The organism is Microbacterium shaanxiense (assembly GCF_054779995.1).
In genome coordinates, this window is sequence record NZ_BAAGXE010000001.1 from 464,145 (window position 1) to 479,766 (window position 15,622).

The window sequence follows — 15,622 nt, forward strand, 5'->3', positions numbered from 1 at the left end:
AACCCGTGGTGAAGTGGTTCTGGCAGCGTGATGCCCCTCGACGTACTCTGACCCTGCGCTCTCGCGGCGACGACGGCGGAGCCATGCGGGTCGACTTCGCGGAGCTCGCACCGGAGCTGAACCGGTTCCTCGGCCAGGCGGCCTATCTGCAGCTCGGGTACTTCGAGACGCTGACCCGCCTGATCAGAGCGACGCCCGAACTCGAAGAGAAGGCGGCGATCACCCGCGCGGCCGGCGCGGCGCTCAGCAAGCATCGCGGCATCGTCGACGTCATCCGCGAGCAGGGCGAGGACGCGACCGAGTTGATGCTCCCGTTCCGCGAGCACCTCGACGCCTTCCGCCGCAAGACGATCGGCGCGCGGCCCCGCGAGACCCTGCTGGCCGTTTACATCACTGCCGGGATGCTGGACGACTTCTATCTGGCACTCGCCTCCAGTTACGGCGAGACGGGGCGGCGCATCGCCGACATCCTCCGCGAGGACGATGACACCGGCGAGATCGTCGAGATCCTCAAGCGCACCATCGAGTCCGACGGCGAATGGCGATCGCTGCTGTCGATGTGGGCGCGCCGACTCGTCGGCGACACCGTGCTCGTGGCTCGACAGGCGCTGCGGCCCGAGCGGCTCGCCGAGGAGGAGGACCGCGTCGAACCGGTGTACACCGAACTCATGGGCGCGCACGCACGCCGCATGGACGCGATGGGCCTCGCCGCGTAGAGCTCTCCGCCGGGCGGACGGCACTCAGATCCCGAGCGCGACCTTCTTCTCAGCATCCGTGCGGTGACGGATCGTGGTGAGCACGTAGCCGGCGACAGCGGCGAGCACGACGCCCCCGCCGACGCTCGCCAGCCACAACCAGCCGCTGTCCTCGCCGACGCCCGACCACTGCATGAGCGTGTACACGATCGCCGCGACGGCTGCGGCGATCGCCGGGACGACCGCGGTGCCCCGCAGAGCGCGGTGCGGCAGCAGGTAGTGCACGGCGATGCCCAGTGCGCACGCGGCGATGAGCGCGAGAACGATGTACATCTTGGTCAGGCGACGAAACCGACGCGGCGCGACTCCTCGGTGCCCAGCTCGATGTAGGCGAGGTTCGCGGTCGGGACGATGTACGAGTTGCCCTTCACATCGGTGAAGCTCACCTGCGCGACGTTCTGCTCGAGAGCTGCGGACACCTGGGCGCGGACATCGTCTGCGCTGGTGGAGGTCTCGAAGTTCAGTTCGCGGCCGGTGTTGATGATGCCGATGCGGATTTCCACGCGTGCTCCTTGAAGATTCGGGGACTGCGCCCAACTCTACCCCGGTGTCGTGCACCCGGATCGGGGTTGACGGCCGGTTTCGCCCTGGGCGCACATGCAGTGCGCCAGAGCGAGCGGCGGTGGGGTCCTGCGGTGTCCGGAGCTGCCGCTAGCGTGGATGACATGACAGAGGATGCCGGGCAGCGCGCCGTCGTGGACGCGGCCGTCGAGGCATCAGGAGTGATCATCGGCGCCCCGGGCACGGGCAAGACGCAGGCCCTGATCGACCGGGTCGCCGCGCTGCTCGGTGAGCATGGACTCGTTCCAGAGGAAGTGCTGGCGTTGACACCCAGTCGTCAGGCTGCGACGGTGCTGCGCGACCGGATCGGCGTGCGCATCGGACAGGCCACGCCGGGGCCGTTGGCTCGTTCGCTGGGTTCGTTCGCGTTCCAGCTCGTCCGCGGGGCCATGGTCCACGCCGGTGCCGAGCCCCCCGCACTGCTCACCGGTGCCGATCAGGACCGCATCATCGCCGATCTGCTCGCCGGCGACGTCGAGGATGAGGCCGCCGGTCGCCCGTCGCGCTGGCCGGACTCTTTGAACGCCGGCGTGCGCGCCTCGAAGGGGTTCCGATCGGAATTGCGCGCCTTCCTCGCGGAATGCACGGAACTGGGCGTGCAGCCGCATGAGCTTCAGGCGTCGGAGCGGCCGGTCTGGCGGGCGGTGGGCGCCTTCATCGACGAGTACCACGCCGTCCTCGCCGGCATGCGCACGGCATATCGCGACGCCGCGGATCTGCTGAGCGAGGCGGCGGCGATCCTCCGGGAGGCGGACGCTACGGTGCTCGGCCCCCTCGCACCACTGCGCGTCGTCCTGATCGATGATGCCCAGGAGATCACCAGGGGCGGCATCACGATGGTGCGCGCACTGCGCGCCAGAGGTATCGCCGTCCTCGCGTTCGGCGACCCCGACATCTCGTCGGGCGCGTTCCGCGGCGCGAGCCCTCAGTTGTTCCACGAGCTGTCGGGGATTCTCGAGCGGGTCTTCGTGCTGGACACGCCGCACCGTCAGAAGCCCGCACTCACCGATCTCACGCGCACGGTCACCCAGGCGATCGGCGTGGCCGGTCGCGTCGAGCACCGTCGAGCACCAGGGCCGCCGGTCGAGGGGGCATCCGTCGACCCACCGGTGCAGGCCTTCCTCGCCCCTTCGCCTTACGAAGAAGCCGATCGGATCGCCGGCACTCTTCGCGATTGGCACCTCACGCACGGCATCGCCTGGAGCGAGATGGCTGTGATCGCCCACGACACCAGGCAGGTCGCGGCGCTGGAGAGCGAACTCGCCGCGCGCGAGGTGCCGACCAGGGCCGCCGGGGTGCAGCGACCGCTCGGCAGCGAGGGCGTCGTGCGCGACATCGTCGGTATCGTGCGTCTCGCACTCACCCCCGTCGAAGAGCGGGAGACCGAGATGCTCGTCGACGCGCTGCGCTCGCCGTTCGGCGGGATGGATGCCGTCGGCCTCCGTCGCCTGCGCGCGCGCCTGCGCCACGTCGAGCTCGCTGACGGGGGATCGACCCCTGCTTCGGAACTGCTGCGGCAGGCGATGGCCTTCCCTGCGCACTTCACGTTCATCGATGCTCCCGAGGCCAGAGTCGCCGCCCGTTTCGCGACGACCCTCGCCGCGACGGCCTCGGCGGCCGCCGCGGGGCAGACGATCCACGAGCTGCTCTGGCGCATCTGGGATGAGGCGCGCGCGCTCGATGGATCGAAGCTGCAGCATTACTGGCGTGCTGTGTCGGAACAGCCGGGTGGCGGTGAGACGGCCAGGGCGCTGGACGCGCTCGTCGCGCTCTTCGACGCCGCGAAGCGCTTCGTCGAACGCTCGCCGAACGAGCGTCCTGACATCTTCGTGCGCGACATCCTCGACAGCGAGGTGCCGGAGGACACGCTGTCCACCCCCGATCGGCCGGGCCTGGTGACGCTGCTGACACCGGCGACGGCCCTTGGCACGCAGTTCGACGCCGTCATCGTCGCCGGTGTGCAGGACGGTGTGTGGCCCAACGTGCGGCTGCGAGGGGGGCTGCTGGAGACGTGGCGCCTCGCCGACGCCGTCATCGCCGCGCGCACGGGGGAATCCGAGCCGGCTCCCGGTGTGCTCGACAGACGGCGAGATGCACTGCATGACGAGCTGCGGCTGTTCGTGAGAGCGCTGTCGCGCGCACGTTCCTGGATCGTCGTGACAGCCGTGGACGACGATGCGACAGGACCCAGCCCGTTCTTCGGGTTCCTTCCTGAGCCTCCACCGGCATCCGCGCACCCCGCCGCAGAGCATCCGCTCACCCTGCGCGGTCTCGTCGCACGCCACCGGCGCACGCTGACGAGCGCCGTCGATCGTGACGCCCGCGCCGCCGCGGCGGGGCAGCTGTCCCTCCTGGCGCGCGAGGGCGTGCCAGGCGCCGACCCGCGGGAGTGGTACGGGATCGCCGGCCCGTCGACGTCGGCGCCGTTGCACGACCTGTCGGTCGGGGCTGCGCGGGTCTCACCGTCGAAGATGGAGTCGTTCGAGGAATGCGAGTTGAACTGGGCGATCTCGGCGCTCGGTGGCGATACGGTGCTCCCGCCCTCCGCAGGTATGGGCACGATCATCCACGAGGCGATGGAGACGGTCCCGGACGGCGACCTCGAGAAGCTGCGCGCGGTCGTGGCCGAGCACTGGCCGGAGTTGGATTTCGAGACCGAATGGATCGGGCGCAAGGAACGTCGCCGCGCCGATCTCTACATCGAGCGCCTGCATGCGTACCTCGGTGAGGTGAAGAGCGATCGTGGCCGTGTGCTCGCCAGTGAGGTGGAGTTCCGCTTCGCGGTGGACGTCGCCGCCCGTGAGGTCGCGAGCGCGGACCATGAGCAGCCCGTGCCGGGCGTGCATGTGGGCGACGACGCCGACGGACCGCACAGGGCCGTGGTGCACGGCTTCATAGATCGTGTGGAGGCATACCCGCGCGGCGGCGGCGAGCATGCTCCTGCCCGGGGCCGAGGCTGGACCGACATGGCAGAGGGACTGAACGGAGAACGGGTCGTCGTCGTGGATCTGAAGACCGGCAAGAACGAGCCGACGACCGACGCCAAGTGCGAGGATCATGCGCAACTCGCCGCATACCAGGTCGCGGTGCAGCAAGGCCTGATCGAGGGCGCCGAACCGGGCGCACTCGCAGGCGCCCGCCTCCTGCTGGTCGCGAACACGCTGTCCGGCAGTCAGTACCGTGTCGCCCACCAGCACACGCTCGAGGGGGAGGCGCGCACGCGATTCCTCGACAGGCTCGCCTCGGCAGCCAGGGGGATGTCGGGGGCCAGCTTCACCGCTCACGTCGAAGCGCACTGCGCCGATGTGCAGTGGCGCGTGCATCCCTGCCGCATCCACACCGTGCCGGCGGTCAGCGCATGACGGCGTGGAATGAAGACGGGCCGGGGCTCTCGGCACTCGATGTGGCCGCCGCACTGGGACAGCCCCCGCCCACGGTGGCGCAGCAGCGCGTCATCGAAGCGCCGCCGACCCCCGCGCTCGTGATCGCAGGCGCCGGAAGCGGCAAGACCGAGACCATGTCGGGCCGCGTCGTCTGGCTCGTCGCGAACGGACATGTGCGCCGGGACGAGATCCTCGGACTCACCTTCACCCGCAAGGCCGCCGGCGAGCTGGCGGAGCGCATCGCCGCCCGCCTCGCCGTGATCGACGAGTACGGGCAGCGAGGGCTGCTGCCGCACGTACCCGAGATCGTGGCGTCGGGCATGCTGGAACGCGTCGATCGCGCGTCGCCCGGTGCCCAGCGGATGCTGGTGCGCACACAGGTGCTCGGTGAGCTCGCCGAGCGGTTCGAGACCGGGTGGGATCCGTCATCGCCCCGTACGGCAGACGACCTGATGATCCGCCCTCGTGTATCGACGTACAACGCGTTCGCTGACTCGATCGTTCGCGAGCACGCCGCGCGGATCGGGCGCGATCCCGACGTCGCGATGCTGAGCCAGGCGGCATCCTGGATGCTGGCGCGCGAGGTCGTCCTTCGTGCCGATCTGCCCGAGCTCGAAGGCATCGAATACGCCGTCGGCACCGTTGTGGACGCGGTGCAGCGACTCGCCGGCGATGCGCTCGATCACCGGGCCGATCTGGCTCTCGCAGAGCGGATCGCTCTCGAGCACGCGGCGGCGTTCGAGCCGTATCGCACCAACGCGGACATCGCCAAGGCCGCCGACAACCTCCTCGCGCTGCCGACGTTGAACGCGCTCGTGCGGGCGTACATCGCCGAAAAGCAGCGCAGGGGAGTGCTCGACTTCGCCGATCAGGTGAGCGGTGCATACGACATCGTCGAAGCCTCTCCCGAAGTACGTGCGGATCTGCGGGAGCAGCACAGGGTCGTTCTGCTGGACGAGTACCAGGACACGTCGGTGATCCAGACGCAGTTCCTCGCCGAGGTGTTCCGGGACTCCGCCGTCATGGCGGTGGGCGATCCGCACCAGTCGATCTACGGCTGGCGCGGTGCGAGTGCCGACAACCTCTACGCCTTCGCGCGCACGTTCGCCCGCGATCACCCGGCTCAGACCTTCAGTCTCATGACGAGCTGGCGCAACGACAGCGCCATCCTGGATGTGGCGAACCGGGTGCTCGAGCCGCTTCGGCGTCCCGGTCTCGACGTCCCCCCGCTCGAACCGCGGCCTGGCGCGGGGGCCGGTGCTGTCAGCATCCGGTACCCGCTCACGGTGCATGAGGAGGCCGCGGAGGTCGCCGAGTGGTTCTCCGAGCGGCGCACCGTGCACGCGGAGCGCGACGGCGCCTCTGCGACACCCCATACCGGCGCGATCCTGTTCCGGTCCAAGCGGCATATGCAGACCTTCGCCGAGGCGCTCGCGGCGCGAGGCATACCGCACCGCATCCTCGGGCTCGGCGGTCTGCTCACGACTCCCGAGGTCGTGGATGTCGTGAGCACGCTGCGGGTCATCCACGATCCGAACGCGGGCTCCGCACTCATCCGGCTTCTCGTGGGTCCTCGATTCGGCGTGGGCCTCGCCGACATGGGCGCCCTGTACGATCTCGCCTCCGAGCTGTCGAAGCGCGACAGCGGACTGCTGCCCCTTCCCGATGAGCTGCGCGATCGCATCCGCTCCTCACGCGGTGCCGACGAGGCGGTGTCGATCGTTGACGCGGTCGACGTCGTGCGCGGGCTGCGCGACGACTACCGGCTCCTCGAGCGGATCACACCGGAGGGCCGCATGCGGATACGCGCCGCAGGAGAGATGCTCGAGCGACTGCGGCGGGCGTCAGGTCAGCCGATCCCCGAGCTGATCCGTCTGATCGAGGTGGAGCTCCGCCTCGACATCGAACTCGCCGCCAACGAGACCCGCGGTCCTGCGCGCGTCGCCGCGACGCAGCTGCGCGCGTTCGCCGATGAGGTGCGCGCGTTCCTGTCCGCCGACGACCGCGGCTCGATCGGGTCGTTGCTCGCCTGGCTCGACAAGGCGGAGAGCACCGATGAGCTGATGCCCCGGCCCGAGCCGCCAGAGCCCGGAGTGGTGCAGCTGCTCACGATCCACGGCTCCAAAGGGCTCGAGTGGGATGCCGTCGCGGTGGTGCGACTCGTGGAGGGCGAGCTCCCCTCCCGACCCACGGACACCTCGGGCTGGTTCGGTTTCGGCGTGCTGCCGTTCGCGCTGCGCGGTGACAGCGCCGCTCTGCCGCGCTTCGACTGGGAACTGCCCGCGGATGCCGCTCGAGAGCCGGACAAGCGGATCAAGGCCGGTGTGGCTTCGCTGACGAGCAAGAGCAAGGCCTCTCCCGGCGCGCTCACGGTGTTCAAGGACGCCTACCGCGACTACCAGCAGCAGGAGGAGCGTCGGCTCGCATATGTCGCGGTGACGCGCGCGCGTACCGATCTGCTCCTGACCGGAGCACACTGGGCGGCGCAGAAGAGCCCCCGCGAGGCGAGCCCGTACCTGCGCGAGGCCATCGATGTGCACGGGCTCGATCCGATCGAGGCCGCCGATGACACCGAGAATCCGTACGAGGGCGAGGGGAAGACCAGCGTGTGGCCGCTCGACCCGTTGGGCGGCCGACGCGCGGTGGTCGAATCCGCCGCCGCGCTCGTGCGCACCGTCGAGGGCGACCCGGCGCCGACAAGGCAGCTCGAACGACTGCTCGCGGAGCGTGCCGAGCGTCAGCGAGGCATGCGCGCCGACCCGCCGACGCGCGTTCCCGCGTCGCGGTTCAAGGACTACGTGACGGACTTCGACGGCACCGTGCGCGCACTGAGCAGGCCCATGCCGGAGCGACCGTATCGGCAGACGCGCCTTGGCACGCTCTTCCACGCCTGGGTCGAACACCGCTCGGGCCTGGTCGGCGCGGGAGAGCGCCCCGAGAACGCGCTGTGGGACACCGACGACGAGCAGCCGGACACGTGGGGCGTGTCGGCGGCGGATGAGATCGATCTGGAACGACTGCGCGAGATCTTCGAGAGGAGCGAATGGGCCGCACGTCAGCCCATCGCGGTCGAGATCGAGATCGACTTCGCCCTGGGCGCCACCGCAGGCCCCGGCGAGGGACACATCGTCATCTGCAAGCTGGACGCCGTGTACCGCCGCGAGGATCGCGGCGGACGCATAGAGATCGTCGACTGGAAGACCGGCAAGGCGCCGCGCAATGCCGCGGAGCGCGAGGAGCGGATGCTGCAGCTCGCGCTGTATCGGCTCGCCTACCACCGCCGCTTCGCCGTGCCCCTCGAGGACATCGACGTCGCGCTGTACTACGTCGCCGACGATCTCGTCATCCGCGGCGACCGGGTCTATTCGGAGGAGGAGTTGGTCCAGCGCTGGAGTGCGGCGCGTGCCGCGCGTTGAGCCTCGTCAGCGGGGTCGGCGTCGCTCGAGGCGTTCTCACTCGAGACCTTCTCACGCGAGGCGTGCTCACTCGACTGGTTCTCGGGCGAGGCGTTCGCGCGCGAGGGGGCGTCTTCTCGCGGCAGCAGATCCGATTTCGCGATCTCCGTGAGATCTGCGGTCGCGTCGCCCTCCGGTGCATCCGAACCGGCGGCCTCGGGGGCGTCCTCGCCGGGAAGCAGATCCTGAGGGTTGTAGGCGTCGGTCTCCATCGCGGTGCTGATTCCGGTCGCTGCGGTCTCTGGCACCCGATCCAGCGCATCCAACGCGGAGTCGACGCCTTCGCTGCGATGAGCGATGACCGAGAGGTCGCGCTCCCGCAGCCCCTCGGCGAGCGCCTCGAGCAGCGCCGCCGCATCGTCCATGATGTCGGTGCGGTGCATCGCATCGCCGTGCACCAGCCAGCGGGCGAACTCGAGCTCTGCGAGCAGACGGGCGCGCAGCGCCAATGCGCCGTCCGGTGTGCGATCCGAGGCCTGTGCGTACGCCGCGTGCACGTCCCCGGCGGCGTGCGTGGCGGAGGAGAGCCAGGCCAGGTCCACGGCGGGATCGCCGAGGGAGAGGCCGTGCCAGTGGACGATGCCGATGACCTCGGGGCCCTTCACCGGGTCGTCATCGAACAGGAACGACGTCGCCTGCACCCCGCCCAGCGTCACGGCCGCTTCGAAGCGCCACAGCTCATCGTCGTCCACGGCCTCGCGCCAGCGCACGGTGAGCCGCGCAGGCACCTTTCCGGTGCCCGCGGCGCGATCGACGAGTTGACGGATCTCTTCCCGTGCCTCCTCCGCGGTGCGCGCGGGCAGTCCTGCGCTGCGCACGACCGACGCGGGCAGCGCGTGCACGGCGGCGATCGAGGCGCCCATCGACTCCGCGGCGCCTCGACCAGCGGGAACATGTGCGGCCTCGATCTGGAAACCCGGCAGCAGCTCGGTCACGAGTGCGCGGCCGTCGGAGAGACGCGTCTCGCCGATGTACTCGGGCGCTCGGAAAGGAAGCATGGCGCGCGCACCGGCGGTCAGGGCGCGCAGCGCGAGCGATTCGGCAGCGAGCTCCCTGGCCGTCTCGTCGTCGTCGCCGACGCGGATCGCGAGCTCGCGCCCGTCGGCGAGAGTCACGACTGCGGAATCGAACCGACCGTCGCCGTCGGCCGTCAGGGTTCGAGCGCCGACGACCTCCGCCCCGGACAGTGCGGCTGTGACCGCCGCCGCTAGAGTAAAGGGAGACCGTGCCATGCCCCCCAGGTTAGGTCCGCTCGGGTGCGGTTGCGCCTACGCCACGCCTGCGAGAGAGGGAGTCGATGACTGTCCGCCGTGCCTTGTTCGACCGTGCCGCGCATCTGCGCGATGAGCCGGGGATCGTCGAGGCGCTGCGCGCATCGGGAGACGTCCGCGTGATCGTCGTGCGCGACGGCCGTGTCCGCATCGACGACGGCACGCTGGTCACGGTCAACCCCGACGAGGTCGCCGACGCCGAATGGGCGCTGCTGGGCAGGCACAGCGACACCGGCCCGCTCCTTCTGGCCGTCGAGGCCGTCTCCGCCGAATCCATCGATGCGGCACCGGCCGAGACCTGGCTCGGGTTGCGCGATGCCGGCGGACTGCTCGACCCGGAGAGCACCGAACTGCTCGTCGAGTCGATCGCCCTGGCCGGGTGGCTCAGCGACGCGCGCTTCTGCGCGAGGTGCGGATCCGACACCGAACTCCGGCAGGGCGGATGGTCCCGCAGATGCCTCACCTGCCAGCACGACATCTTCCCTCGCACCGATCCCGCCGTGATCGTGGCGGTCGAGAGCGATGACGGCGAGAAGCTACTGCTCGGCGCGAACGCGAACTGGCACGGCCGGATGTACTCGTGCTTCGCCGGGTTCGTCGAAGCGGGCGAATCACTGGAGCTGACGGTGCACCGCGAGATCGAGGAGGAGGCAGGAGTACGCTTGGACTCCGTGCGCTACATCGGCTCGCAACCGTGGCCGTACCCGCGCTCGCTCATGGTCGGTTTCCGTGCCACCGCCTCGAACGAGCGCCGTGCCCGACCCGACGGCGAGGAGATCATCGACGTCCGCTGGTTCACGCGCGACGAGATCGGCAGCGCGCTGAACGGAGACGGTCCGGTGGGCCTTCCCGGACCGGCATCCATCGCACGCGCTCTCATCCAGGGCTGGTACGAGGACCGGGTGCCCGGCGCAGACAGTGATCGGAGCGCCGAGTGAACGCGGCGAGCCGAGACGCAGAGGCGAAGTGAGCGCGCTCGACGCCCTCGACGAACGACAGCGGGAAGCGGCATCCGTGCTGCGGGGCCCTGTCGCCGTGCTCGCCGGTGCGGGCACGGGCAAGACCCGGGTCATCACTCACCGCATCGCGCACGGCGTCGACACGGGCGCGTACTCGCCGAGCCGTGTCATGGCCGTCACCTTCACGGCGAAGGCCGCGGGCGAGCTTCGGGGGCGACTGCGCAGCCTGGGCATCGAGGGCGTCGTGGCACGCACCTTCCACGCCGCCGCCCTCGCACAACTGAACTTCTTCTGGCCGACCCTCGCCGGATCGCCAGCGCCCAGCATCATCGACAACAAGGTGCGCGTTCTCGGGCAGGCCGCTGAGCAGTTGCGGCTGCGGCCAGACACCGCGACGCTGCGAGACGTCGCCAGCGAGATCGAATGGCGCAAGGTCTCGATGCTCTCGATCGAGCAGCATGCCGCGCTCGGCCGCACGGTCGGGCGGATCAGCACGGAGCAGCTCGCCGCGTTGCAACAGGGGTACGAGGTGCTCAAGGACGAACGTCGCCAGCTCGACTTCGAGGACGTGCTGCTCGCGTGCGCGGGGATGCTGGAGGCGGAGCCCAGGGTCGCGGCATCCGTGCACGAGCAGTACCGGCATTTCACGGTCGATGAGTACCAGGATGTCTCGCCGCTTCAGAACCGGCTGCTGGAGCTGTGGCTCGGGGATCGGCGCGACATCTGCGTGGTCGGAGATGCCAGCCAGACGATCTACTCGTTCGCCGGCGCCGATCAGAAGTACCTGCTCGAATTCGGACGTCGTTATCCCGATGCCACGGTCGTGCGGTTGGAGACCAACTATCGATCCCAGCCGCCCATCCTCGCGGCCGCGAACGCGCTGATGAACGGCCGCGCCGGTGCACTCGAACTCGTCTCCGCCCGCGAATCGCTCACCGCTGAGCCGCCGACCGTCACCGCCTACGCCACCGAGACGGACGAGGCGGCCGGCATCGCCGCGTCGATCGCCGCACGGATCGCGGCCGGCGCCTCGCCGTCCGAGATCGCCGTGCTGTACCGGGCGCATTCGCAGTCCGGCGTGATCCAGCAGGCTCTCGGCGAGGCGGGAATCGCGTCGCGCGTGCTCGGCGGCAAGCGGTTCTTCGACATGCCGGAGGTGCGCCAGGCGGTGCTCGCCCTGCGCGGAGCGTCCGTCGCGCCGACCGAGCGCGGGTTCCTCTCGAACGTGCAGAAGGTGCTGCGCGAGCTCGGTCTCAGCGACGAGCCGCCCGCCGCAGGCGGAGCCCAGCGCGACGGATGGGAGGCGCGGCGCGCCATTCTGCGTCTTGCCGAGGAAGCGCCGAGCGGAACCACGCTCCGTTCCTTCAGCGAAGCGCTGATGGCGAGGGCGAAAGACCAGCACGAGCCGACGATCGAGACAGTGACGCTGTCGACCCTGCATGCCGCCAAGGGGCTGGAGTGGCCCCATGTGCATCTCGCGGGGTGGACGGAAGGCGCGCTGCCCATCTCGTACGCGACCGGGTTCGACGCGATCGATGAGGAACGCCGCCTCGCCTACGTCGGCATCACGCGCGCCGCTCGGACTCTGTCGCTGTCGTGGTCTCACGCGGCCGGTCGAGGGGAGCGGCAGCCGTCTCGGTTCCTTCAGGAGATCGGAACGACTGCTCGCGGCACCGGCATTCTGCGTGAAATCTCACCGAACGCCACACGCGGCGGCCGTCGGGGCTGATCCTGACCGATTTGACGACGTTCGCCCTGCCAGGATCGGCGAGGATGCGTGCCGCGAGAGCCGCGGCCTCGGCGGTGCGCGCGGCGGTGATGCGACCGGATGCTGCGCCGACGAGCTGCGCGTGCAGCACCGGCCACGCCGGGTCGCGCTCGCGCTCATGCGCGTCGCGGCACGACAGGCACGGCGTGCGACCGGGCACCACGAGCGGGCCCACGCTCGTCCCGCCCACTTCGAACGCGATCGGCAGATGGGCGACGTCGTCGCGCAGATGGCCGGCGAGCTGCCGGGCTGACGCCGAGCCCTCCATCAGGACGACTGCGACCGCGTCGGGTGTCGCGCGCTCCGTCATCCGGAAGCCCTCATCGACGAGGGCGATCTCGGTGCGGGCGGCGATGCGCGAATCGACCATGTTGAGGCTCTCGATCCAGATCCTCGGCAGCGGCGGTGCATCCGCGCGCAGCACCGGCTTCAACGCCGTGAGCAGCTCGCGCGCGGCGTCACGCGGGGCTCCTGCGCTGTGCGCGATCACGTCGAAGGCGCTGGGACGGAACCCGTCGCGCAGCGACTGCAGCAGCGGGTCCACCCAGGGTTCGGAGACCGAGACGCGCACGACGCCTTCCATACCGAACTGCACCGTGTCGACGTCACGCCACAGCAGGGGATAGGCGGGGTCGAGACGCGTCAGCGTCGGGGGCGTGATCGGCGGCATGCACCGATTCTGCCCACGCGCCCCTCACCGTGGGGCTCAGGATGCGGAACAGTGGACAAATCCGTGCCGGCACGGGATGTGCAGCACGAGTCCTGCGGCTGATGCGGGTCAGACCGGAGTCTCGCCGCCCTGGTTCTTCCCGTCGCCCCGCTCATCGTCGCCCGATCCGGCCTCACTCGCGTCGTCCGACGCCGCCTCCTCGGAGAAGTCGTCGCCGGCCAGCAGCCGGCTCAGCGCCTCGTCGAACTCGTCCGCCACGGGCGCCTCGCCACGCGCACGCGCCTGAAGCCGTTCGATCAGCGCCGTCGGGTCGTCGATGTCGTCAGCGGTGGGCTGCAGGTCGGGGTAGTCCCAGAGCGAATCACGGGCGGCCACGCCGACGGCATCCGTCACCTTCTGCCACATCGCGGAGGCCTCGCGCATGCGCCGCGGGCGCAGCTTGAGACCGACGAGCGCGCCGAGCGCGTCCTCCGCAGGCCCGCCGACCGCGCGACGGCGTCGAGCGGCCTCTGCGAGGCGCACACTGTCGGGCAAGCGGGAGGTTGCTTCGGCCGTGACGACGTCCACCCAGCCGTCGATCATCGCGATGATGTTCTCCAGGCGCGCGAGCGCCTCGCGCTGCACCTCGGTCTGCGCCGGGAGCAGTGCTCCGCCCTCGATCGCCGCGCGCAGCTCCTCGGGGTTCGACGGATCGAGTCGGCTGGCGACGTCTTCCAGCGCCTCGACGTCGACGGTCACGCCGCGGGCGAAGTCGGTGATCTGCGACATCACGTGCAGGTGCAGCCACTTCGCGTGCCGGTACAGACGCGCGTACGCGAGCTCACGGGTCGCGAGGTACAACGCGATCTGATCCTCGGGGATCTCGAGCCCCTCGCCGAACGCCGTGATGTTCTGCGGGATCAGCGCGGCGGTGCCGGCGGGGAGGACGGGGATGCCGACGTCACCGCCGGAGACGACCTCGAGCGAGAGGTTGCCGAGCACCTGGCCGAACTGCGCGGCGAACACCGAGGAGCCGAGTCCGCGCATCAGCTGGCCGGCTCCCTGGATCGCCTCGCGCATGTCTTCAGGCACCTGCGTGTCGAGCGCGCTCGTGAGGGCGTCGGCGATGCTGGTGGAGACGGGGCCCGCGATCTCCTTCCACACCGGGAGGGTCTTCTCGACCCATTCGCCGCGTGTCATGGCCTGCGGGTTCTCGGCGAGCTCGGAGATCGTGGTGGCCTCGCTCAGCCAGAGGTTCGCGAGCGCGAAGGCATCCACGAGGGAATGGCGCGAGCCGTCGGTGATCCCCTGGCCCTCGCGATTGGCGATGTGCAGCGCCTGGCGCAGCGTGTTCTCCCACGGATCACCGCCGAACGCGCCCTGCAACTGCCGCATGAGTCCGGCCATCATGGCCGGATCGATCTCGAGGCCGTCCGCGCCGCCGAGGGCGTTCTGCAGCGCGCTCAGGTCGAAGTCGCCGCCGCCCGCTCCGGACATCATCTTCCGCAGGAACTCTTGGAAGTCCTCGGGGTTCGGGTCGTTGTCTGCCATGTCGGTCGCCTCTCAGCACGTCGCTAGCCGTGACATCTACGCTAGTTGCAGGATTCTGCACGCGACCCCGACGCGGGCAGATCGCTGTACGCCGGTCGCGAACGACGGAGGATCCACTTGGCTCACACGCGCACACCCAGGGTCGGCCTGGGCGTCTGGGCACTCATCGTCGCGCTCGTCGCGCTCGTGGTGCTCACCTTCCTGCCGACGCCGTATGTGATACAGCGCCCAGGTCCCGTCTACGACACGCTCGGCACCGCAGCCGGCGAGGACGGTGAGGAGGTGCCGCTGATCGCGATCGAGGGCGCCGAGACGTTCGAGACGAGCGGCACCCTCAACCTGCTGACCGTGCAGGTCGTCGGCAACCGGGAGCGCACGCCGTCGTGGTTCGAACTGGCACTCGCCTGGATGGACTCGTCCCGCGCCGTCGTGCCGCTCGATGCGGTGTTCCCCGAGGGAGTGACGAGCGAGGACCGTGATGAGCGCAACGCGGCACTGATGGTCGATTCGCAGCACGAGGCGACTGCCGCGGCGCTCAACGAACTGGGGTACGACACCGGTGCCGAGGTGACGGTCGTCGAGGCCGTCGACGACTCTCCCGCGGCAGGTGTGCTCGAAGAGGGGGACGTCATCACCGAGATCGACGGCGTCGCGGTCACCAGCGCCGCAGAGCTGCGCGCGGCGATCCAGGACGGCGAGGGTGAGCCCGTCGAGCTGACGGTGCTCCGCGACGGCGACGAGCCGCTGGGCGTCGAGATCACCCCGGAGCTCGACACCGTCGACGGTGTCGACACCTGGCTGATCGGCATCACGCTGACCACCGAGTACGACTTCCCGATCGACGTGACGATTCAGCTCGACAACGTGGGCGGTCCCAGCGCCGGCATGATGTTCGCACTCGGCATCGTCGATGAGCTCACACCGGGGGAGATGACCGGCGGCAACGACATCGCCGGCACCGGAACCATCGACGCCGCGGGCAGCGTCGGTCCGATCGGCGGCATCCGCCAGAAGCTGTACGGCGCTGTGGATGCGGGCGCCGACTACTTCCTCGCGCCGTCGTCGAACTGCGACGAGGTCGTCGGCCACGTCCCCGACGGGCTCCAGGTGATCAGCACATCGACGCTCGAGGAGTCCCTGGACGCGCTCGAGGTGATCGCGAACGGCGGCGACGTCGACGCACTGCCCACTTGCACCGCGGCTGCGCAGTGATGTTGCGCTGAGAGCGGACGGTGACCTCTCCGTCACCGTTGTTACAGCCCGCACACAA

10 protein-coding genes are annotated in these 15,622 nt (G+C 69.9%); 6 read left to right on the plus strand and 4 right to left on the minus strand.

Going from position 1 to position 15,622, the window contains the following annotated elements:
* Nucleotides 1–5: 5 nt before the first annotated feature.
* A complete protein-coding gene (locus tag ACYVG2_RS02155; RefSeq protein ID WP_448965001.1) occupies nt 6–716 on the plus strand; it encodes a ferritin-like fold-containing protein in 711 nt (236 codons plus the stop codon).
* Between the two features lie 24 nt (nt 717–740).
* Here ACYVG2_RS02155 and ACYVG2_RS02160 read toward each other — a convergent pair whose 3' ends face one another.
* Together ACYVG2_RS02160 and ACYVG2_RS02165 are read right to left on the minus strand one after the other, a co-directional pair.
* Nucleotides 741–1,028: a hypothetical protein gene (locus tag ACYVG2_RS02160; RefSeq protein ID WP_460779467.1), complete on the minus strand. Its 288-nt coding sequence runs from the start codon at nt 1,026–1,028 to the stop codon at nt 741–743.
* 5 nt (nt 1,029–1,033) lie between these two features.
* Nucleotides 1,034–1,258, minus strand: coding sequence for a DUF3107 domain-containing protein (locus ACYVG2_RS02165; RefSeq protein ID WP_448964999.1), 225 nt, complete (start codon nt 1,256–1,258; stop codon nt 1,034–1,036).
* Between the two features lie 162 nt (nt 1,259–1,420).
* Between ACYVG2_RS02165 and ACYVG2_RS02170 the strand changes: the two genes are divergently transcribed.
* Together ACYVG2_RS02170 and ACYVG2_RS02175 are read left to right on the plus strand one after the other, a co-directional pair.
* Entirely contained in the window at nt 1,421–4,678 is a 3,258-nt protein-coding gene (locus ACYVG2_RS02170) for an ATP-dependent helicase (protein ID WP_460779468.1), read from the plus strand.
* On the plus strand, nt 4,675–8,115 hold the full coding sequence (locus tag ACYVG2_RS02175; RefSeq protein WP_460779470.1) for a UvrD-helicase domain-containing protein: 3,441 nt from the start codon (nt 4,675–4,677) through the stop codon (nt 8,113–8,115). Before ACYVG2_RS02170 ends, ACYVG2_RS02175 begins: the two co-directional genes overlap by 4 nt.
* On the opposite strand, the gene ACYVG2_RS02180 is transcribed toward ACYVG2_RS02175, so the two are convergent.
* Nucleotides 8,061–9,386 carry a phosphotransferase gene (locus ACYVG2_RS02180; RefSeq protein WP_460779471.1) on the minus strand — a complete coding sequence of 442 codons (1,326 nt, stop codon included), beginning with the start codon at nt 9,384–9,386 and terminating at the stop codon, nt 8,061–8,063. The genes ACYVG2_RS02175 and ACYVG2_RS02180 overlap by 55 nt on opposite strands.
* A gap of 65 nt (nt 9,387–9,451) precedes the next feature.
* Between ACYVG2_RS02180 and nudC the strand changes: the two genes are divergently transcribed.
* Both nudC and ACYVG2_RS02190 read left to right on the plus strand, forming a co-directional pair.
* Nucleotides 9,452–10,363, plus strand: a complete 912-nt coding sequence (gene nudC / locus ACYVG2_RS02185; RefSeq protein WP_460779473.1) for an NAD(+) diphosphatase — start codon at nt 9,452–9,454, stop codon at nt 10,361–10,363.
* A gap of 28 nt (nt 10,364–10,391) precedes the next feature.
* Nucleotides 10,392–12,113 carry an ATP-dependent helicase gene (locus ACYVG2_RS02190; RefSeq protein ID WP_460779474.1) on the plus strand — a complete coding sequence of 574 codons (1,722 nt, stop codon included), beginning with the start codon at nt 10,392–10,394 and terminating at the stop codon, nt 12,111–12,113.
* Between the two features lie 817 nt (nt 12,114–12,930).
* Here ACYVG2_RS02190 and ACYVG2_RS02195 read toward each other — a convergent pair.
* On the minus strand, nt 12,931–14,352 hold the full coding sequence (locus ACYVG2_RS02195) for a zinc-dependent metalloprotease (protein ID WP_460779475.1): 1,422 nt from the start codon (nt 14,350–14,352) through the stop codon (nt 12,931–12,933).
* Nucleotides 14,353–14,469: 117 nt separating this feature from the next.
* Between ACYVG2_RS02195 and ACYVG2_RS02200 the strand changes: the two genes are divergently transcribed.
* Nucleotides 14,470–15,564: a YlbL family protein gene (locus ACYVG2_RS02200; RefSeq protein WP_448964991.1), complete on the plus strand. Its 1,095-nt coding sequence runs from the start codon at nt 14,470–14,472 to the stop codon at nt 15,562–15,564.
* Nucleotides 15,565–15,622: the final 58 nt, after the last annotated feature.